We start from the raw sequence: 20,158 nt of genomic DNA, 5'->3' as shown, positions 1-20,158 counted from the left end.
AACGACGACATGAGCGCCTCACCCTCGATCGATCTGGAACGCTTGTTTCATGAGCATCAGCGCGATCTCCTAGCCATGCTACGGCGCATGGTCGGATGCCAGGAAACGGCAGCTGATCTGGCCCAGGAAGCCTACATTCGTCTTGCCGATGTTCCCACCTCACACATCATCGTTTCCCCCCGCGCCTTCTTGTTTCGGACCGCGACTAATCTGGCCCTGGACCATTTTCGAAAGCAAAAGTTCCGCGGCCAGCGGCAGACGTCGCTGGAAGAGGCCGAACAGGTTCCCACCGAGTCACGACCCGTCGATGCCCAGGCCTATGACAAGCAGTTGGTGGCCACGCTGGAGAAGGCGCTGTCCACGCTCCCGGATCGCACGCGAACTGTCTTTGCTATGCGGAGGGTGTACGGGTATTCCTACCAGGAAATTGCGACGCAACTGGGGATGTCGGAACGTGCGGTCGAGAAACATCTCGTGAGAGCCATGATCTGCTGTCAGGACGCGTTGCCGTCCGAAGACCTGCCTGCGTGACGGGAGAAGGGGGAAAAGAGCGAGCTGACACGTCGAAGAGAAGAGCCTATAGTGCACCGATCGCTCTCACGTCCCCGGTTTTCCGATCTGTCATGGGCCACATGCGACCTGAAGACAACCGTTCGCCGTTTGGAGCCGGGCCCCTACCGCCCGATCCTGAAGTCATGAAAGAAGCGACCGTCTGGTTTATTCGCGAGGCCGCCGCCGGTTTTTCTCAGGCCGACCGCCGACGCTTGGACGAATGGTGCGCCCAAAGTCCGGCGCATGCGCGCGCCTATCAGCGGGTTCGGGCGCTGTGGCACGCACCAGAATTGCAACGCGCCGCGTTCGAGCGCATGCCGCGCGGTGCGGTCGATGCGGCACGGCGGTCGGCCGGCCTTGTCTGGCGCCGGGGAAGCATGGCGGCCGCAGCCGTCTTCCTGCTCGTCGGGATGGCGCTCTGGAGCGATGCGATCTTGATGTGGATCCATTCCGACTATTCGACGGATGTCGGAGAGCAGCGTGTCGTGACACTTCCTGATCAATCAACCGTCAGGTTGAATACCGACAGCGCGATCGCGGTTCGGTATGCGCCCGATCGGCGGCACGTGGACTTGTTGCGAGGAGAGGCCTTCTTTGCCGTTCAACCGAATGCAGAGCGGCCGTTTACCGTTGAGAGTCGCGGGGTGGCCACGACGGCCGTCGGGACGGAATTTGTGGTTCAGGATCGTCACACGAATGTGCAAGTCACCGTGCTGAACGGTTCGGTGCTGGTTGCCGACGGGAGGAGACGATCGGATCCCGCCGTTCGATTGGCCGCAGGCGATCAGGTGTCCGTCGGCCCGAATGGTGCCGGGGCGATCGATCGCGTGGACACGACTGCTGTGGCCGCCTGGATGCACGGTCGCCTGGTGTTCGTCCGCACACCCCTGTCCGATGTCGTGCATGATCTGGCCCGGTACCATCACGGGTATATCCTCATCTGGAATCCCGCCCTGCGCTCGCTCCCGGTCACCGGCATCTATAACCTTGCCGATCCGTCCCACGTCATCACCACGCTGGCGGATACGCTGCCCATTCATATGGTTCGACTCACGGACCATCTGATCGTAATTCGCTAGCCCGCGTGTGTCCGCAGGTCGCGGCCGCTTCACCGTCTTGACGGTGTGCACAGGCGTGACGCGTGCGCTTCAGCGCGTCGTGAACCTCAGAGGCTTACTGTGCCGTTGCGCGGCCATGCCTGACGCGTGCTCATCAGCGCTGGCCTCCCTTTCAGCGTTTCTCTGCCTGCCGCGAAAAATTCCGTTCCCTCTTGACCCTGCCGGGGGGATTTTCTCTTTGCCATACGTCCAGGCACAGGGAGAACACCACCATTGAGGAGCAGGGAGCCCCTCTCCTCGAAGTCCACCGACGGAGGTTTGAATGCGGAACAGTTCCTGTTACTCAGGTGCGTCTATGCGTTCATGGGGAGGATGCTCTGAGGCCTTCTGGACCATGAATCTGCGCATCCTGCTCCTTCTCGTTATGCTGGCATTCACTTCGGCGGGTGTCGGTCACGCCAACGCGCAGGGCGATGATACGAATGCCGGCCCGGAACCCAGACAAAAAATCCACTATCAGATTGCGCCACAACCCCTGAACACGGCATTGCGCGACTTTGCTTTGACGTCCGGTCTGCAGGTCAGCTTTCCCGACGATGTGACGTTGGGACGGATGTCACGCGAGGTCGCCGGGCTCTATACGCCGGAAGAGGCCTTGTCGGAATTATTGGCTGGAAGCGGACTCTCATTCCGTTTTACCAGCGTCGATACGGTGACGCTGGAGCGGGCAGGCCGTTCCATTCTTTCACCGGCACCGGCTGGAAAGAGTCACAGCCCCGCCGCGAACGCGAGTCGTGTCCCATCATCGGAATCCCCGGTCGCCGTCAAGCCCGTGGTCGTCCCTGAAATTGTGGTGAAAGACGTGCACGAACGGAACGAGCCGGATCAGGAATCCGTCAAGGACATCGCGGGAGCGGTGAATGTCGTCACTCGCGAGGAGATCCAGCGAGCTCGGCCGAAAAACGCAGACGAAATGTTGCGACGCGTTCCCGGTGTCAACGTGCTGGACGAATACGGCCAGGGGTTGCGGCCCAATATCGGCATCCGGGGCATGGATCCCCGGCGCAGCAAAAATATTCTGTTGATGATGGACGATATTCCCCTACAGCCGGCCCTCTTTGGAGATGCCTCGACGTATTACATGGTCCCGATCGAACGGATCGACCATATCGAGGTGATCAAAGGCGGAGCCACGGTGCTCTATTCACCCAATACCCAGGGTGGCCTCATTAATTTCATTCAGAAGCGGATTCCCACCACACCGATGTTCTCCACCACGAATACGTTCGGCAGTTTCAATTTGCTTCAGTCTGACACTCAGTACGGGGGCCATTGGGGAAATTTCGGCGCGCAGCTCGGCTACCTCCGGCGCCAATCAGACGGTTTCAGAGACCGAAGCAAATCGCAGTTGGATGATTTCACGATGCGATTCGAAGCCAACCCTGATGATCGGACCCGCATGACGACGAACATCTCCTGGTACGACGAAACGACGCAGACACCCGGAAGCATTACGCCCAGTCAATACCGGAACGACCGCACATTGGCGGGCAAACCGAATGATGAATTCAAAGGTCAGCGTGGAGCCATCGACGTGACGGCAAGCCGGGAGATCGATGCCCACAACACGGCCAAGATCATCGTCTACGGCAACGTGTTCGAACGAAATTGGTATATCCAGGACCAAGCTGCTAACGGCACGCTGCTCTCCACCAGCACGAACTTTTTGCGCAAGTTCAATGTCTTCGGCGTCATGCCGCAACATCAGTTCAAATTCTCACTGTTTGGATTGGATCAACAGATCACCTCCGGCGTTCGGTATCACGCCGAGCGTCTGACCGACATCACCGGAATCGGGACAGCCGGTTCAAAGATCAGTCGCACGACCAACAACGCCGATCTGGAATCGGTGGCCTATGCCGCCTATACGGAAACGGCCATTCGCCTGACCGAAGCCTTCACCATTTCCCCGGGCATCCGGTGGGAGCAGGTCAATCAGAGTCGTGAGACGATGAACGCGGTCCCACCGGCGGGAGGGAACTTCAAGGGTTACAAAACGACGCAAGGCCTGATTTACGGGACAGGGGTGAAGTATCAACTCACCCCTGACAGCATGCTGTTCGGTCATGTCCACACGACATTCCGGCCACCGACCTTCGCCAATGCGGTCGATCCAACGAGCGGGACCACGCAAGACCTCTCAGCAGAGCGCGCGTTGAGTTCAGATGTCGGCATCCGGTCCATCCTCGTGCCTGGTGTGAGTGCCGAAGTTGCGTTGTTTCGCACCGAATTCAGCAATCAGATTGTCCAGCAAGGCAGCCGGTTCGTGAACGCCGGCAAGACACTCATGGAGGGAATCGAGAGCACCGTCAGCCTCGATTGGGGCGAAATGGTTCGCCCGCTGCAAGGCTTTGTCACCAGGGGCAGCATCACACTCTTACGGCCGAAATCGCTGTTCGGTGCGACGGATGGGAAAGACCTTCCCTATGCCCCGCGCATGACCTTCTACGGATTGGTGGGATATTACCACCCAACCGGTGCGTCGATTGAAGCCGATGCCATGTATATCGCGCAGCAATTTACCGACGGCGCAAATACCCAGACAGAAAATGCCCTGGGAACGAACGGCGCCATCCCTTCCTATACGATCTGGAACCTCCGGTTCAATTATGCCCCGCCGAAGGCGAAGTGGGCCATCTTCGCCGGTGTGCGTAATCTGACGGATGAGTCATTTATTGCACAACGGACCACCGGCAGTTTCATTGGGATTCAGCCCGGTGAAATCCGGAATTTCTACGGCGGTGTCTCATGGAGATTCTAAAAAGAAGCTGTGGTGTACGGCCGACATTGAGAAAGGAGTCACGCTGATGAATCGCAACATCGTCAATCGTGGATTGTGGGGCATCCTATTGATGGCAGGGTTGTTGGAAGCTATTCCGGCGGAGGCCCATTTCGTCTGGGTGGAGACGGAAGCCACGGCACCCGCTGAACAGGGACAGCCAGTGAAGGTGTACTTCGGTGAATATGCCGAATTCTTACGGGAAGAGCGTGGGGGGCGGCTCGATTCGATCGATGGCGTCACACTGCGCGTGCAAGATCCGAAGCGCGGGAAGACCGACGTCCAGCTGACGAAGCAGATCAACCACTTTGCGGGTGCCCTCTCATCCTGTGTGCCAGGGCGGAACGCGGTGGTGGTGGAACAGGCGAAAGCGCCGGTGCAGGATCTGCGCAAGCATGACCTGGGCATCGTCAAGCCGATGTTCTACGCCAGGACCTATTTCGTCTGTCTGGAAGAGGGCCGGGTCAATGAGCACGAACGGGATCACTCGACACCACTGGCGCTGGACCTGATCCCGCTGACGACAGGGCTGAATCTTGCCTCCGGCCGCGTGACCCCAGGGCCCGGCGGCGAGATCGTGGTGAAGGCGCTCTTTAATGGCCAACGTCTCCCGGGGACGCAAGTGTTGGTACATGCGCCGAATGGTTGGGACAAGGAGCTCAAAACGGATGCCGATGGCATCGTGTCCTTCACGCCGCTCTGGCCCGGTCGATATGTGCTGGAGATGATTCATGTCGAAAAGACACCAGGGGAGTTCGAGGGGACGACCTATGAGGCATTACGCCATCGCAGCACCTTGGCGCTGCAGGTGCGGGCCGAGCGCCCCGCGGAGCAATAACATGAGTCGCGGTGCATCTGAACGGATCATGAGACTGGCCCATCGTTGGCTTGGCATGGGGGCGTTGGGCTTTCTCTTGCTCTCCGTCGTCACCGGCCTGTTGTGGGCGGATGCGAAATTTCTCTATTGGGATGACCATTATAAGGAGAAGGTTCGGCCGCTGCCTGGCCCGTCGCTGGAAACGGCTACGCTGCCGGTGGATCGAGCGATCGTCCTGGCCAAGGAGGCCGTGGGCGGGCGGGCATTGGTTGAACAGGTGCTGCTGCGGTCGGATTTCGGCCGCCTGTTCTATGAACTCAAATTGCGGGTTGATGGGGTGTCCACCACGCTCTTGTTCGATGCCAAGACCGGCGAGCGTCTCTCGCCGATTTCACCGGACCTGGCGCCGGTGATTGCGCAGCAGTATGTGCGGACGCCGGCAACGGTGACGGGTGTGGAACTTGAGCGGTACACGCCCCGCAAGAAGAAACGGGCTCAGGATGCAGTGCGGGTACGCTTCGACGATGCGGATGCCACGGAGATCGTTCTGGACCGGCAGACGGGGGAGATCCTCGAGGACGAAGGTCGATGGCGGCGGGTGCATTTTGCCGTGATGCAACTGCACCAGCTGAACTTCTTCGGGTTTGAGAAGACCTTGCTCAACATTCCGGGTGTGCCCATTTTCCTGATGAGCCTGTCGGGCGGCGCCTTATGGCTGCTTCATCGTGCCCGGGTTCGCCGGTCGCGCGCGGCGATGCTCGCTCGGGATCAGTCGTTGTTCACGGCCCATTCAGCGGGCGAACCAAAGGAGGTTTCTCGCCTGTCTTGATCGTCGGCCGGCTGACGGTACGGTGGCGTTTTCTTCCGCCGGTTGTTTAGAATGTCTCCTCTGGGGTGGGGATGACGATTCGTACCATCAAGGGCCGTATTGTACTCGCCATCGTGTTGGTGGGTTGTATTCCGTTGTTGATCGGGCTGGTCCTCGCCTACATGTCCGGCATGCAGTCGCTGCGTGACGTCATCGGCGGCAACCTGCAAGCCGTGGCGATCCAGGCCGCTGACCGGGTGACGATGCTGGTGCAAAGCGAGATCCAGGCCGTTCGGCTGTTGGGGTCCGCACCATTGCGAGTCCGCCAGCCAGTTGAGGCGGCCAACGCCTCCTATCCGCAAGACCCTGCAGACACCCAGCGCATCATCCAGACCCGTACGCAGGTCTGGGAGAAGGGGAAGGGAGCCGCCGCGCAACTCCTCCATCGAGATCTCTCGCGGTTTCTTCTCGATACCAAAGTCAGAAGCGGCGACAAACTCGTCGGGTTGCTGATTGTCGACCAATACGGAGCGCTGGTTGCTTCGAGTTCAGAGCCCGATCATTACTCATTCAGCGGGGAGCCCTGGTGGGAAGCGGTGCGTGCGGGAGGCATCGACCATGTCTACCTGAGCGGAATGATGCCCGCGCAAGTGGGCTCATTTCGAACGCCGGAAGAAACGTTTGATATCGCCGTTCCCATCCTCGATGACCGGCATCACACCGTGATCGGTGCCGTCAAAGCCTCTTACCGTTTCGATACCCTCTTCGGCATGATCAATCAGATCCGCATCGGGCAGACCGGTCATGCCATGCTGTTCAATGCGGCAGGGGAGCCGCTCGTCTGCCCCATTCTTCCCCGTCAAGCGCATCGCATTCCCGGGCAACTGATGACCATGATCGTGTCAGCCGGGCCCGGATGGGGGATTGCGGATGACGACGGCCATGGCGGGACAGACACGGTGGTGGGATTTGCGCCTGTCACCGGCCTGATGTTGCCCGATAACACCTGGCACATCTTTGTGCGGCAGCAACCCGTGGAGAGTTATGCTCCGATCCGCGATCAGCTGAGAAATCTCGCGGCGATCGGTCTGGTCATGGTCGGGCTTCTCTGGGCGATGGGGCGCTATGTGGCGACCAGAATTGCCCGACCGATTCAGGTGCTGAAGACCGGCGTCGAGGCGATCAGTCGCGGCACCTACGATGGACCGCTCGATGTCAAAACCGGCGATGAATTTGAGGAGCTGGCCGTCGCGGTGCACCGCATGGCCGACCGGTTGCAGGCGTCGCGCGCCGAATTGGAATCCTTAAACGCCGAATTGACGCACCGGGTGGAGGAGAAAACGGCGGAAATTACGCGGCAGATGAGGAAACTGGAGTTGTCCGAACGGCTGGCGACGCTGGGCAAGGTCGCCAGCGGCATCGCGCATGAAATCAACAATCCGCTGAGCATCATTTTGAACCGGATTGAATGTATGGAGGCCGACGCCGCCCAGTCGAACATTTCGGCGGAGGTCGCCCGCGATCTGCTCACGATTCGCTCACAAGCGGAACGCATCTCCCGCGTGACACGGAGTATTTTGACCTTCTCCCGAGGGACTGTGTCGATGCTGAAGCCGCTGGATCTCAACTGCGTGGCGCGTACCTGCGTGGCCATGGCGGGGGAACGAGTGGCGGCGCTCTCCGTCCGCATCAAGGCGGAATTGGCTTCGGAGTTGCCCCCGGTGATGGGAGACCGCGACCGGTTGGAAACGGTGTTGCTGAATGTGCTCAATAATGCCATCGACGCCGTGATCGCTTGTGGAGATCACGGGGTGGTGACCGTGCGTACCGCCTGGATGCAGCTCAATGGGGACGAGTGGGTACGGGTCAGCGTGTCGGATAACGGACCGGGTGTGCCGGCCGCGATCGTGGACCGTATCTTCGATCCTTTTTTTACCACCAAACCGGCCGGCCAGGGGACGGGCTTGGGGTTGTTCTTGAGTTATGGAATTGTCTCGGACCATCGCGGACGCATCGAGGTGCGCAACGACACGGTCGGCGCCGTCTTCGATGTGTATTTGCCGGCGGTGGGGCTCGGCGAGAGCATGCGTGAAGGAGTACCATGGGGATTGCAGGAAAAATCCTGATCGTCGATGACGAGCAGGATGCGCTCGATAATTGTCGCCGGATTCTCAGTCGTGGGCCGTACGATTGTCTGACCGAGTGTAATTCCACTCGCGCCCTCGATGTGATTCAGCGCGAGCGGCCCGGGCTGATTCTCACGGATTTGCGCATGCCCGATCTCGACGGGATTGAAGTGTTGGCTGCGGCCAAACGCTTTGATCCGTCGGTACAGGTCGTGCTGTTGACGGCGCATGCCACGGTGCAGACGGCAGTCACCTCCATGCGGTATGGCGCGTTTGATTACATCACCAAGCCGTTTACGAGTACCGACCTCCTGCAAGTGGCCCGGCGTGCATTCGGCGAGGATGGGGGGGGAGTTCCGACGGCAGCGGGAGCGGGTGAAGTGGCGGCCTTGCGTGATCAGAGCCGCACCGGAAAGCGGACGGGCCTGTCGCGAGTCATCGGGGAAAGCCCTGCGATGGAGTCGGTGTTCAGTTTGATCGACAAGGTCGCGCCCACCCATTCCAATGTGCTTGTTTATGGGGAAAGTGGAACAGGCAAAGAACTTGTTGCGCGCGCGATCCACGACGCCAGTTTGCGGGCAGACCGACCCTTCATCCCGGTGGACTGCGTCTCGTTGCCCGATACGCTCCTGGAATCGGAACTGTTCGGCCATGAGAAGGGCGCCTTTACCGGCGCACATGTCTCGAAGCCGGGATTGTTCGAAGTGGCGGCGGGCGGGACGGTGTTTCTGGACGAGGTCAGCGGGATGAGCCAGACCTTACAGTCGCGATTGTTGCGGGTGTTGCAGGAGCGGCAGATGCGGCGGGTCGGCGGCATCCGATTTTTGGATGTCGATGTGCGGGTGATCGCGGCGTCGAACCAGGATCTTGAAGCGGCATGCCGACGCGGAGAGTTCCGCGAGGACCTGTATTACCGTTTGAATGTCATTCCCATCGTCTTGCCGCCGTTGCGGAGGAGGGAGGGTGATATTCCAATGCTCGCGCGTGAATTTCTCCGGCGATTCATGAAGCAGCAGGGCTCAGCTCCGGGCGTTGCCCCGGATCTGGACCCCACAGCCACGGAGTTGTTGTGCGGGTATGCCTGGCCGGGGAATGTGCGCGAGTTACAAAACGTCATTGAACGGGCGGCCGTGCTGGCCGATGGCCCGCTGATTACAGCCGCGCATTTGCCCGAACGCTTGCGCCAGGTTGTCGCCGATGAGGCGGTGTTGGGAGAGGCCGGTTCTTTTAAACATGCGAAGCAGGCGGCAGTCACCACGTTCGAGCGGAGTTTTTTGATCGATCTCCTCAAGCGACATGACGGCCACATGGGCCGGGCTGCGCGGGAGGCCGGGGTTGATCGGAAGACCATCGAGCGGATGGTCAAGAAACACGGGCTGCGCGAACGCTCCTGATCCGTTTCCTGTCACGACTCACCGTGGGGATTCACGGTGCCTGATTTGGCTCTTATCCTCTGCTTCTCGATGGGGCGTCAATGTCCCATTGGGGCAAAAGTTTCGGACAGTCCGATAGCCCCTTTTAATTCAATGGATTTTCGCTGATTTCGTTTTGTCGATGGGGCGACGGCGCCCCATTTCTTTTTCCGTTCTCCCTGCCACTGTCTGAAATTTCCAACAAAGTTTGAGTTTCCAGTCTCGAGCAATCTGGAACGAGAGTTGCTCTAAGTACCGCCGTCTTTTTGTGCGCATGGCTATTCGATGGGTGCACCATCGTGCTCTTGTCGCGGATCAAGGGTGTGGGAACCGAAGGACCGGCCTCCTGGTGTTTCCACTCCATGAGGTGCAGGCCTTCACGGGCCTGCACCGTGCGCGACGCGAGGTTGATGGCAGAGAGTGGGGTGCGGAGGTTGTATGGTTTCAAGAGGAGGTAGGTCTAATGAGATCGGTACGTAGCGGGCCTAAAAAAGTCAGTCAGCGCAGGGCCCAAGCGGCCTGGAAGCTCCTGTTGGGAGTCATGCTTCCATCGGTCTGTGCCGGGGCGTTCCAAGTGGCCTCGGCAGCGGCGCCGGAGCTGCATGCGGCTGCCCATAATCAACCGGCATGGGCTGAGCAGTTGAAGGGACAGACCATTGTCGAGGATGCGCAGGAAGGTCATGTCGAGCGCACCGCGATGATGGAGCGCCAGCACCAACGCATTATGGACAAGATCAACGAGCAGTTGGTCCATGATGCCGAAGTGCAGCGGACGGGCGGCCAGTACAACAACGTCAACATGCTGCACCAGTACGGCGCCGGCAACCAAGATTTGTTGTTGATGTCGAACAGCGGGGCCGAGCCCGTCTCGTCAATGGGCGGGAAGTGTCCGGCCAGTGCGCCGGTCCGCTCCTACGACGTGTCGGCGATCAATGTGGAAATCACCTTGAACATGTGGCTCGATTTCTATCCAGGCTACATGTACACGCTGACCGAGAACATTGAGAAGGTCCGCGCCGAAGAGACGAAGAATAAAGAGGCGCGGGACAAGGAAGGCTACGATCCGGGCGGCGTCACCAACGGATTGCAGAATCAGTTCATTCAGCCCCTGGTCCTTCGTGGCAATCAAGGTGATTGCGTGAAGTTGACGCTCCGCAATCAGCTGGAGGGTGATGAAGAAGTCAGCCTGAACATTCATGGTTCCAGCATGGTCATGTCGGCTACGGGACAGCCGGCCACGACCACCAATCCCGATAGCATTGCGGCCAAGGGCAAAGCCGTGGAGATGGAATGGTACATCCCCCCGACTCAGCAGGAGGGTAGCCGCCAATTCCATTCCTATAGCAACGATCGTGAGTTGACCGTGATGGGCCTCTTTGGGTCCTTCGTGATCGAGCCAAAAGGGTCTGAGTACCTCGAACCGTTGGGAACGGGCGATCCCCAACCGACCAAGAGCGGCTGGCAGGCAATCATCAAGAACGGCAGCGGCCCTGACTTCCGGGAATTCGTGCTGTTCTATCATGAAGTCGGCGACGAAGCGTTCCGTCCATTGAACAAGAAGGGCGACTTCATCCCGCAGCGCGATCCGCTTACCGACGTGTATCGTCCGGTGGCCCGCGCGTTGAACTACCGTAGCGAGCCGTTCGGCGTCGACAATATGCAGACGCAGCACGAATACTTCGGCTTCGAAGATGAGTCCATGGCGTACAGCGCCTATACATTCGGCGATCCGGCCACGACCATTCCGCGCAGCTACCTCGGTGACCCGGCCAAGTTCCGGCTGGTCCACGGTGGTTCCGAAGTGTTCCACTCGCACCATCCGCACGGCGGATCGATTCGTTGGCCGCGGAGTCCGCGCGCTATCGACGAAATGCCATTGTGGCATGCGGCCAAGAACGGTCCCGTGAAATATCCCGTGATCCGGACGAAGTCCGATCGCGTCGACGTGGAAGTTATCGGTCCGTCCGAGACCATGGATCTGGAAACGGAGTGCGGATCCGGTCTCTGCCAACAGTTGGCCGGAGACTTCCTGTTTCACTGTCACGTGGCGCATCACTACATCGCGGGCATGTGGGGATACTGGCGTGTGTACAACACCATTCAGCAGGGTGCGAATCACAATGACGTGATGCCGGATCTGCTGGAGTTGCCGGACCGCAAGGGCCGCATCAAGGTGGGTGTCACGTCGGACGAGCTGATCGGCAAGACCGTCGATTGGTTCGGCAAGCAGTTCAAGATCATCGAGAAGGGCAAGACTGATTGGAAGGCCGACCCGGCCATCGTGACCATCAAGGACTGGGTCGACATGCAGTTCCCGCCGCAGGGGCTTCCAGGCCACAAGAAGGATGAGCGCGATCAGACCCGCTCCTATGATGCCAGCGTGTTGAACTGGAGCTGGCAGGGTACTCGCGCCATGACCGAGCCGGAGAATACGGTGCCGAATCCACGCTACCAGTCGGCCCATCCGGGCGAGCGGCTGCCGATCGTGTTCGAGCCGTTGACCGGGAAAGTCTCCTGGCCACACTTGAAGCCGCACTTCGGTCGTCGCGTGCCGTTCTCAAAGAGCCACAATCCGTCCCCCTGGTTGGAGATGATCCATCTCGATGAGGACGGCCAGCCGAGTTCCTATCCCGCCAAGCCTGGTGAGAACGGACGCTGGAGCCTGTGTCCCGAGAATGCCGGCTCGAAGAAATACAACGTGCACTTCATCCATACGCCGATGATGCTTGCCGACAAACAAGGCGACACCCCGGCCATCATGGATGAGGGCGGGTTGATTTATGTGTTGCATGAAGAGGAAGCGGCCATTCGGAAGAACAACGATCTCAAGTTCCCGTTGGTCGTGCGGTCGAATATCTACGATTGCGTCGATTGGATGTTGACTAGCGAATGGGACGACGACGATTTCGGCAATTTCCACGCGTCGAAGGTCAACACCCATTGGCACTTCCTGCAGTTCGACAACCAGTCGTCGGACGGCGTGATCACCGGCTTCTCGAACGAACAGTCGGTGCGTCCGTTCACCATGCTGGAAAAGAAGACGGACAAGGGCTTGCCCTTGCCCTTGAACACGATCTTCACGAAGGCGGGGAAGAAGGGCGATCGCGTGATCACCCTGAAGAACGCCGCACAGTATCATCCGGGCATCGAGATTCTCATCGGTGCGGATAACGTCGGCGGGAATGAGGTGGGACGGATCCAGTCGATCAAGGGCAACGAGATCACACTCGTTCGGCCGTTGAAGAACGATCATCCCGTAAAAGATATCGTGACGGTGGAATTTGTCCGGCAGCGTTTCTGGGTGGATTCCGATGTCGGCACCGTGTTCTGGCACGACCATGCGTTGGGCCGGATTACCTGGGGCCACGGCGGATTCGGCACGATGATTGTTGAGCCGGTCGGATCGACCTATCACAATCCGAAGACCGGAGCGCCGATTCGGAGCGGTCCGTTGGCGGACATCCGCACCGCGGAGCCGGTGGGCTACGGGGTGAACGGCAGCTTCCGTGAGTTGCTGGTGCAGTTGAACGACAGTGTGCCGCACACGATCAATATCGTGACGGCGGGCAATCCTCCTGGGCAGCCGGTGGAAGTGGCCCTGGAAGCAGGAAAGACGATCTCGTTCCCGATTCCAGACCACATCAAGATGACGCCCATGCCGTTCCTGAACGGCGGGACCCATACGACGGGTGGCAGTCTCAACTTCAGGGCGGAGCCGATCAGCGGTCGCCTGAAGGCGAATCCGGACCCGTCAAAACTCTTCAGCAGCACCGTGCACGGCGATCCGTACACACCCATGGTGCGAGCCTATTTGGGGGATACCGTGGTGTTCCGGTTGCTGCAGACGATGACCAACGAAAGCATGGTCTGGACCCTGTCCGGTCATACCTATCTGACCGAGCGGTATGCCGGCGATGCCAACCGGAAGAACTCCATCCATGTCGGTATCGCGGAACGATACGACCTGGTCGTGCCGCAAGCCGGCGGACCACGATTGCAGGCGGGTGACTACATCCACTTCAATGGTCGTTCATCCAAGTTCTCGGAAGGCGCTTGGGGTATCTTGCGCGTCCTCGATAAGGACGTAACGGATCTGCAGAAGTTGCCTGCCGGATACAGCGGCCGCAACGAAATTCCTCAGGCCCCGGCGGTCTGTCCTGCCGATGCGCCGGTGAAGAATTTCAATGTGTCGGCCATCGATTTCCCGTCGATGAAGTTGAACCCGAAGGCCCCGGATGCCATCGAGGTCGACTTCGAGCGGACCATCCAGATGGTCAATCCTGATGCCAAGATCTACGTCTTGGATGAGGATGTCGCGACGGTGGCGTCCGGCCTTCAGCCGATGCCGCTGACGTTGCGCGCGAACGTCGGGGACTGTCTCAAGGTGAAGTTGAGCAACAAGATGAAGCAGGGCCGTGCATCCTTCTCGGCGCTGGGCCTGGCCTTTGATCCAAAGGATTCCCTGGGAGCGAACGTCGGCAACAATCCGGGCGAGCAAACGGTCGCCCCGGGGGAGAGCCGCGTCTATACCTACTATGCCGATCCGTTCATCGGGGAGACCGCGTCTCTCGTGTGGGATTGGGGGAATGTCATGACCAATCCGCGCAACGGCCTCTACGGGGGTATCGTGATCGGACCCAAGGGGGCGACCTATCGCGATCCGAAGACCGGCGCGGATATTTCCACGAAGAACAGCTGGGTCGCCGATGTCATTGTGGATCGGACGATTCAGGGCTACGAACATCGCCAGAACTACCGCGATGTGGCGCTGTTCTTCCAGGATGAAGACAACATCATCGGAACGAGCTTCATGCCCTACGTGCAAAACACGGCGGGACTGACGGCCGTGAACTACCGTTCGGAACCCTATAAGTTCCGAGAAGCCAGCGGATGCACGCTGGGCAAGGTGTTCCAGCCATGTTCGGTGGACAAGCCGGAGAGCATTGCCACGCCGCTCATCGAAGCGCATGCGGGAGATCCCGTGCGCATCCATGTGTTCGGTGCCAGCAATGAACAAAATGGCATGTTCAGTGTGGAAAAACATGAATGGCCGATTGAGCCGTTCATGCGCGGCGCCGATCAGATCAGCGTCGTGGAGTTCTCAGCGTCGGAATCGCTGGATGCCTTTATCCCTGCCGCAGGCGGAAGTTTCCGTCTGCCGGGTGATTATGTGTGGAGCAACCAGCGGTTGCCCTATGCCCAATCTGGGCAATGGGGGCTATTGAAGGTGTTGCCTGTGGACGATCAACGAATCCTCCCGTTGAGTCAGCAGGCGCCTTCGATCAAGCGGGCGGGGTCCGAGGCGGGAGATCCCATTGTCTCTCGCGCGTCGAATCCCATCCAATAGGGTGAGGACGGCGGCTTTCCCTCACGGGGAGGCCGCCGAAGGATGCAGCGCCGGTCCTAATCACCAGACTGCGGGAGAGCCCAGGTGCTCTCCCGCAGTTGTTTTTTGACCAGGGAAATATCGGAACGGTTTGATCGTGGGCTGGGAGCATTGAGACAGCCATGCTGTCGGACCGGGCATGAAGGCTGGTCGTTATCTGCCGCGTACCTGTGCCACCAGGTTTTCCAGCATCTTCAAATCCATGGCGCCCGGTACCAACTCCGTGCCGACGATAAACGCCGGTGTGCCGCTGATACCGAGGGTCTTCGCGAGACTACGGTTGCGATCGATCACCGTTTGCCACTCTGGTCTATTGAGATCTCTGTCGAGCCGCTCGATATCCAATCCCGTCGATTTGGCGATGCGAAACACATGGTCTTTGGTAAGATCCTCTTTCGTGGCCAGCAGGGCTTCATGAAAAGCCTGGTGTTTCCCTTGCAGATGTGAGGCCAACGCTGCTTTGGCGGCCAGTTCGGACGTCTCGCCGAGAATCGGGAAGTCTTTATAGACGACCCGAATGCCGGCATCCCGTTGTTGGAGCTCAGTCAGCGCGGAAGCCGCTCGTTTGCAATACCCACAGCGATAATCGAAAAATTCCACGACTGTGATGTCACCGGTTCGATTTCCGCTGATGGGGGAGTTCGGATCGTTGAGTAACTCCTGCTGGTGGGTCGCAATTGCGGCTTTCTGCCGTTGTTGCTCCTCAGCCGCCCGTTTGTTTTCCAACGCCTGCAGGGATTGTTCGATGACTTCAGGATGGGTGCGGATGTAGCGTTCAATGAACTGTTCCAGCATTGGTCCTGTCAGGGGATCGGTGATCGGTTCAGCCGGCCAGGCGTTCACGGGAACCAAGGACCACCATGAAGCAAAGAAGAACACAGCCAGAACGACAACGCGATCGGTGCCCGGTTTCATGAGGCCTCCCGTTGAATCAATGTGGAGCACGTCGTGGAGTGCCGTGCTGTAGCCGGGCATTATACAAGAATTGCGGTCGGGGGGTGCTGCCGATCCCTAGAATGGCGCGGTCAGTTCGCCGGGTCAGTGGGCAGCTTGGTGATCTTGACGAGCTTGTTGTCCTCGTTGATCTCGAACGTGACATGGTCGCCGACAGTCAGGCCGTGCAGGACGCGAGCGTCACGCACGGGAAGGGCGCGCGATTCCCCGGAAGGGAACAGAATGGTGAGCGTCAGGGTCTCCTGGTCGATCGAGACAACCGTGCCGCCAAGCAGGGCGGCTTCCGCGGCCGGGGCCGCAACCGCGAGTCCCGTCGGCATCATACAGGGGAAGACGAGGATGATGACGCCAAGTACCAGAGGGAGCATCAGGTACCATACCGCGTTCACGGTTGAATCGGACCTAGCCGTTTACCTTGGGTGGCAAGGGCAGAAGACCTAGGTCCAGTCTGCTGTGAGATGTGATTGGAGGGCACGAGGCGAGGATTTTACGGTTGCGCTGATCTTGTGGTCGATCTATGGTGAAAGGAGCAGAAAGGACGCTCATGCCCAAAGCCGATCGCGATGCCTCTGCGTTGCTCACCGTCAACGCCGGATCTTCCAGCGTGAAATGGGCGCTGTTTCGAGTGGCCACACCGCCGATCCGGACTGAAACGGGCCACATCGAGCGGATCGGGTTGCCGGACGGGATCGTGACTGTGACGGACCCCGCCACTGGTCGGCAAGCGCGTCGCGTCGCGCAGGTGCCGAGTCATACGGAGGCCGCACGGCTGTTGATTGAACATCTCACGGAGAGCGGCAAGGGCGCGGGGATCCAGGCCATCGGTCACCGGGTGGTCCACGGGGGAAATCGCTATGCCGATCCCAATGTGGTGTCGGGGGAGATGCTCGAAGAGTTACGGCGGCTGAGTCCCTACGATCCGGAGCATCTCCCGGCGGAACTCGCGTTGATTGAGGCGTTGGCCGGTCGGTATCCGCAGGCGCCCCAGGTGGCCTGCTTCGACACGGGGTTCCATCAACATCTGCCGCCGGTTGCGCGATTGATGGCGATCCCGCGCCGGTATGAGAAGCAGGGAGTGAGGCGATACGGATTCCACGGCCTGTCCTACGCCTATCTCATGGAGGAACTGGAACGGGTGGCCGGCCGGGAAGCCGCTCGCGGCCGGGTGATCCTCGCTCATCTGGGCAATGGCGCCAGCATGGCCGCCGTGCGGGATAGCGTCAGTATCGACACCACCATGGGTTTCACGCCGACCTCCGGTCTCCCGATGAGCACAAGATCCGGTGATCTCGACCCGGGCCTCGTGTCCTATTTGGCCAGGACTGAAGGTCTGACGGCGGACCAATTCCACCATATGGTGAATGCCCAGTCTGGGCTATTGGGGATCTCGGAATTGAGCCCTGATCTCCGCGATCTTCTTGCGCAGGAAGGCCGCGATGCGCGTGCGGCTGACGCGGTGGCCCTGTTGTGTTATCAGGGGAAAAAGTATCTCGGGGCCTATGCCGCGGCGTTGGGCGGTTTGGATCAACTCGTCTTCAGCGGCGGCATCGGCGAACATGCGGCCGTCGTACGGGCGCGGATGTGCGAGGGCCTAGAGTTTCTCGGTATCCATCTGGATCGGGCACGCAACGACACGAATGCCCCGATTATTTCGAGCGGCCAAAGCCGCGTGACGGTGCGCGTGATCCGGACCGATGAAGAGAGTCAGATTGCCCGCTCACTCTGCCGGCTGTTGGCGCTGCACGCCAACCAGTGATCGCGTATGAGGAGCCGGCGGTCGCATAGCAGTCATTCATCACGCATGACTTGAACTTGAATGAGGGAACGCATGAACCAGACGACGCCGGTCAGTCAGCCACTCAGCCCCGAGATGGTGGAGCGAATCCATGCCTATTGGCGTGCGGCGAACTATCTATCCGTCGGCCAGATCTATCTGTATGACAATCCCCTCTTAAAGCAGCCGTTGAAGCGGGAGCATATCAAGCCACGCCTGCTCGGCCATTGGGGGACGACGCCGGGTCTGAATTTTATCTATGTCCATCTCAATCGCATCATCAAGGAACGGAACCTCTCGGTTCTGTATGTTGCGGGTCCCGGGCACGGCGGTCCCGGTCTCGTGGCGAATGTGTATCTCGAGGGGACGTATAGCGAGGTCTATCCAAACATTTCGCAGGATGAGGCCGGGCTGCAGCGGCTGTTCAAACAGTTTTCCTTCCCCGGCGGCATTCCGAGCCATGTCGCGCCCGAAACGCCCGGTTCGATACACGAAGGCGGCGAGTTGGGGTATTCCCTGGCCCATGCCTATGGCGCGGCCTTCGACCACCCGGAGTTGCTCGTGGCCTGCGTGATCGGCGACGGGGAAGCGGAAACCGGACCGCTGGCCGGGAGCTGGCACGGAAACAAGTTTCTGAATCCCGTGCATGACGGCGCCGTGCTGCCCATTCTCCATTTGAACGGGTACAAGATCGCCGGGCCGACCGTCTTGTCACGCATGCCGCCGGATGAACTGGAGTCGCTGTTGATCGGCTACGGCCACCAACCGTTTTTTGTCGAAGGCGACGATCCGGCGACCATGCATCGACTGATGGCCTCCACCTTAGATGAAATCGTGGCGACCATCGGGCGTATTCAACAGGAGGCTCGCACGAAGGGATTTACGACCCGCCCACGCTGGCCGATGATCGTGTTGCGGTCGCCGAAGGGCTGGACCGGTCCCAAAGTAGTGGACGGCAAGCAGACGGAGGGGAGCTTCCGCTCTCATCAAGTGCCGATGGGCGACATGGCCAAGCCTGGGCATGTCGAGCAGCTGGAAGCGTGGTTGAAGAGTTACAAGCCGGAGGAACTATTCGACGCCTCGGGCAAGCTGGTGCCGGAACTGGCCTCGCTCGCGCCGACCGGGGAGCGGCGCATGGGCGCGATTGCTTGCGCGAACGGCGGCAGCATTCTGCGGGATCTCCACTTGCCCGACTTTCGGCAATATGCGGTGCCGGTGGGGAAGCCCGGCGCGGACGAGGCCGAAGCGACCAGGGTGCAGGGGCTGTTTCTGCGCGATGTGCTGAAGCAGAATGCTCACAACTTCCGGATCTTCGGACCGGATGAGACGGCCTCGAACCGATGGGGCGCCGTGTTCGAGGTGTCCGACCGTTGCTCGATGGAGCAGATTCTCCAGAGCGACGAACATGTGGCGCATGACGGGCGCGTGATGGAGATCCTGAGTGAGCACCTGTGCCAGGGCTGGCTCGAAGGGTATCTGCTGACCGGCCGCCACGGGTTCATGAACTGTTACGAAGCGTTTATCCATATCGTCGATTCCATGTTCAATCAACATGCGAAGTGGTTGAAGACCTCGCTCGCGATTCCCTGGCGTCGGCCGATCGCCTCGCTCAACTATCTGCTCACGTCGCATGTGTGGCGGCAGGACCACAATGGATTTAGCCATCAGGATCCGGGCTTCATCGACCATGTGGTGAATAAGAAGGCCGAGGTCATTCGTGTCTACCTGCCGCCGGATGCGAATACGCTGCTCTCGATCACCGATCGGTGCCTACGAAGTCGCGATTGCGTCAATGTGGTGGTGGCGGGTAAACAGCCGGCGCCGCAGTGGCTGGATATGGAGTCCGCCATTCTGCACTGCACCGCCGGTATCGGCATTTGGGAATGGGCGAGTAACGATCGGGGGAGTGATCCCGATGTGGTGATGGCCTGTTGCGGGGATGTGCCGACCATGGAAACCTTGGCGGCGGTGGAGATTCTGCGCATCGCCCAGCCCAACCTCAAGGTGCGAGTCGTGAATGTGGTCGATCTGATGAAGCTGCAGCCGGCCAGCGAACATCCCCATGGGTTGTCGGATAAGGAATTCGATGCCCTGTTTACGACCGACAAGCCGATCATCTTTGCGTTCCACGGCTATCCCTGGTTGATCCATCGGCTGACCTACCGGCGGACGAATCATCACAATCTGCATGTTCGTGGTTACAAGGAAGAGGGCACGACGACCACGCCGTTCGACATGGTGGTCCTGAACGATCTCGACCGGTTCCATCTCGTGTCCGATGTGGTGGATCGTGTGCCGCAACTCGGTGCCCGCGCTGCCTATCTCAAGCAGGAAATGCGCGACAAGCGCATGCAGCACAAGCAGTATATCGAGCTGCACGGGGCCGACATGCCCGAGATCAGAAACTGGAAATGGAGCGGAAAGCGCTGACA

Annotated in this window: 12 protein-coding genes; 10 read left to right on the top strand and 2 right to left on the bottom strand. The window is 59.6% G+C overall.

Annotation, left to right across the window (positions count from 1 at the left end; translation table 11 throughout):
• Window positions 1–9: 9 nt before the first annotated feature.
• The 8 genes from KJA79_RS12810 (at window position 10) to KJA79_RS12775 (ending at window position 14,959) form a co-directional block, all read left to right on the top strand.
• Window positions 10–531 (top strand): RNA polymerase sigma factor, encoded by a 522-nt coding sequence (locus KJA79_RS12810; RefSeq protein WP_213042445.1) that lies wholly within the window; start codon window positions 10–12, stop codon window positions 529–531.
• Between the two features lie 164 nt (window positions 532–695).
• Window positions 696–1,631, top strand: a complete 936-nt coding sequence (locus KJA79_RS12805) for a FecR family protein (RefSeq protein WP_213042444.1) — start codon at window positions 696–698, stop codon at window positions 1,629–1,631.
• A 373-nt stretch (window positions 1,632–2,004) separates the two neighbouring features.
• The gene (locus KJA79_RS12800; RefSeq protein WP_213042443.1) at window positions 2,005–4,431 is read left to right on the top strand and encodes a TonB-dependent receptor domain-containing protein; all 2,427 of its coding nucleotides are present in this window, start codon (window positions 2,005–2,007) and stop codon (window positions 4,429–4,431) included.
• A 46-nt stretch (window positions 4,432–4,477) separates the two neighbouring features.
• The gene (locus KJA79_RS12795; protein WP_213042442.1) at window positions 4,478–5,287 is read left to right on the top strand and encodes a DUF4198 domain-containing protein; all 810 of its coding nucleotides are present in this window, start codon (window positions 4,478–4,480) and stop codon (window positions 5,285–5,287) included.
• A 1-nt stretch (window position 5,288) separates the two neighbouring features.
• Window positions 5,289–6,095, top strand: coding sequence for a PepSY domain-containing protein (locus KJA79_RS12790; RefSeq protein ID WP_213042441.1), 807 nt, complete (start codon window positions 5,289–5,291; stop codon window positions 6,093–6,095).
• A gap of 71 nt (window positions 6,096–6,166) precedes the next feature.
• On the top strand, window positions 6,167–8,200 hold the full coding sequence (locus KJA79_RS12785) for a sensor histidine kinase (protein ID WP_213042440.1): 2,034 nt from the start codon (window positions 6,167–6,169) through the stop codon (window positions 8,198–8,200).
• Entirely contained in the window at window positions 8,176–9,594 is a 1,419-nt protein-coding gene (locus KJA79_RS12780) for a sigma-54-dependent transcriptional regulator (protein WP_213042439.1), read from the top strand. The genes KJA79_RS12785 and KJA79_RS12780 overlap by 25 nt, the downstream gene beginning before the upstream one ends.
• Before the next feature lie 481 nt (window positions 9,595–10,075).
• On the top strand, window positions 10,076–14,959 hold the full coding sequence (locus KJA79_RS12775) for a multicopper oxidase domain-containing protein (protein WP_213042438.1): 4,884 nt from the start codon (window positions 10,076–10,078) through the stop codon (window positions 14,957–14,959).
• Between the two features lie 192 nt (window positions 14,960–15,151).
• On the opposite strand, the gene KJA79_RS12770 is transcribed toward KJA79_RS12775, so the two are convergent.
• Window positions 15,152–15,913: a DsbA family protein gene (locus tag KJA79_RS12770; RefSeq protein ID WP_213042437.1), complete on the bottom strand. Its 762-nt coding sequence runs from the start codon at window positions 15,911–15,913 to the stop codon at window positions 15,152–15,154.
• Window positions 15,914–16,023: 110 nt separating this feature from the next.
• Window positions 16,024–16,341, bottom strand: a complete 318-nt coding sequence (locus KJA79_RS12765; RefSeq protein ID WP_213042436.1) for a hypothetical protein — start codon at window positions 16,339–16,341, stop codon at window positions 16,024–16,026.
• 155 nt (window positions 16,342–16,496) lie between these two features.
• Here KJA79_RS12765 and KJA79_RS12760 point away from each other — a divergent pair, with 155 nt between their 5' ends.
• Together KJA79_RS12760 and KJA79_RS12755 are read left to right on the top strand one after the other, a co-directional pair.
• Entirely contained in the window at window positions 16,497–17,708 is a 1,212-nt protein-coding gene (locus tag KJA79_RS12760) for an acetate/propionate family kinase (RefSeq protein ID WP_213042435.1), read from the top strand.
• A gap of 72 nt (window positions 17,709–17,780) precedes the next feature.
• Window positions 17,781–20,156: a phosphoketolase family protein gene (locus tag KJA79_RS12755; protein WP_213042434.1), complete on the top strand. Its 2,376-nt coding sequence runs from the start codon at window positions 17,781–17,783 to the stop codon at window positions 20,154–20,156.
• The last annotated feature ends 2 nt before the right edge of the window (window positions 20,157–20,158 follow it).

Origin of the sequence: Nitrospira defluvii (assembly GCF_905220995.1) — a bacterium.
GTDB classification, from domain to species: Bacteria; Nitrospirota; Nitrospiria; order Nitrospirales; family Nitrospiraceae; genus Nitrospira_A; species Nitrospira_A defluvii_C.
This window is presented reverse-complemented; position numbering and strand designations above follow the sequence as displayed.

Excerpts from the sequence above, each read along its gene's own strand:
- KJA79_RS12755 (WP_213042434.1), top strand. The coding sequence starts at position 17,781 with ATGAACCAGACGACGCCGGTCAGTCAGCCACTCAGCCCCGAGATGGTG.
- KJA79_RS12785 (WP_213042440.1), top strand. The coding sequence starts at position 6,167 with ATGACGATTCGTACCATCAAGGGCCGTATTGTACTCGCCATCGTGTTG.
- KJA79_RS12770 (WP_213042437.1), bottom strand. The coding sequence starts at position 15,913 with ATGAAACCGGGCACCGATCGCGTTGTCGTTCTGGCTGTGTTCTTCTTT.
- KJA79_RS12795 (WP_213042442.1), top strand. The coding sequence starts at position 4,478 with ATGAATCGCAACATCGTCAATCGTGGATTGTGGGGCATCCTATTGATG.
- KJA79_RS12790 (WP_213042441.1), top strand. The coding sequence starts at position 5,289 with ATGAGTCGCGGTGCATCTGAACGGATCATGAGACTGGCCCATCGTTGG.
- KJA79_RS12805 (WP_213042444.1), top strand. The coding sequence starts at position 696 with ATGAAAGAAGCGACCGTCTGGTTTATTCGCGAGGCCGCCGCCGGTTTT.
- KJA79_RS12780 (WP_213042439.1), top strand. The coding sequence starts at position 8,176 with ATGGGGATTGCAGGAAAAATCCTGATCGTCGATGACGAGCAGGATGCG.
- KJA79_RS12760 (WP_213042435.1), top strand. The coding sequence starts at position 16,497 with ATGCCCAAAGCCGATCGCGATGCCTCTGCGTTGCTCACCGTCAACGCC.
- KJA79_RS12800 (WP_213042443.1), top strand. The coding sequence starts at position 2,005 with ATGAATCTGCGCATCCTGCTCCTTCTCGTTATGCTGGCATTCACTTCG.
- KJA79_RS12810 (WP_213042445.1), top strand. The coding sequence starts at position 10 with ATGAGCGCCTCACCCTCGATCGATCTGGAACGCTTGTTTCATGAGCAT.
- KJA79_RS12775 (WP_213042438.1), top strand. The coding sequence starts at position 10,076 with ATGAGATCGGTACGTAGCGGGCCTAAAAAAGTCAGTCAGCGCAGGGCC.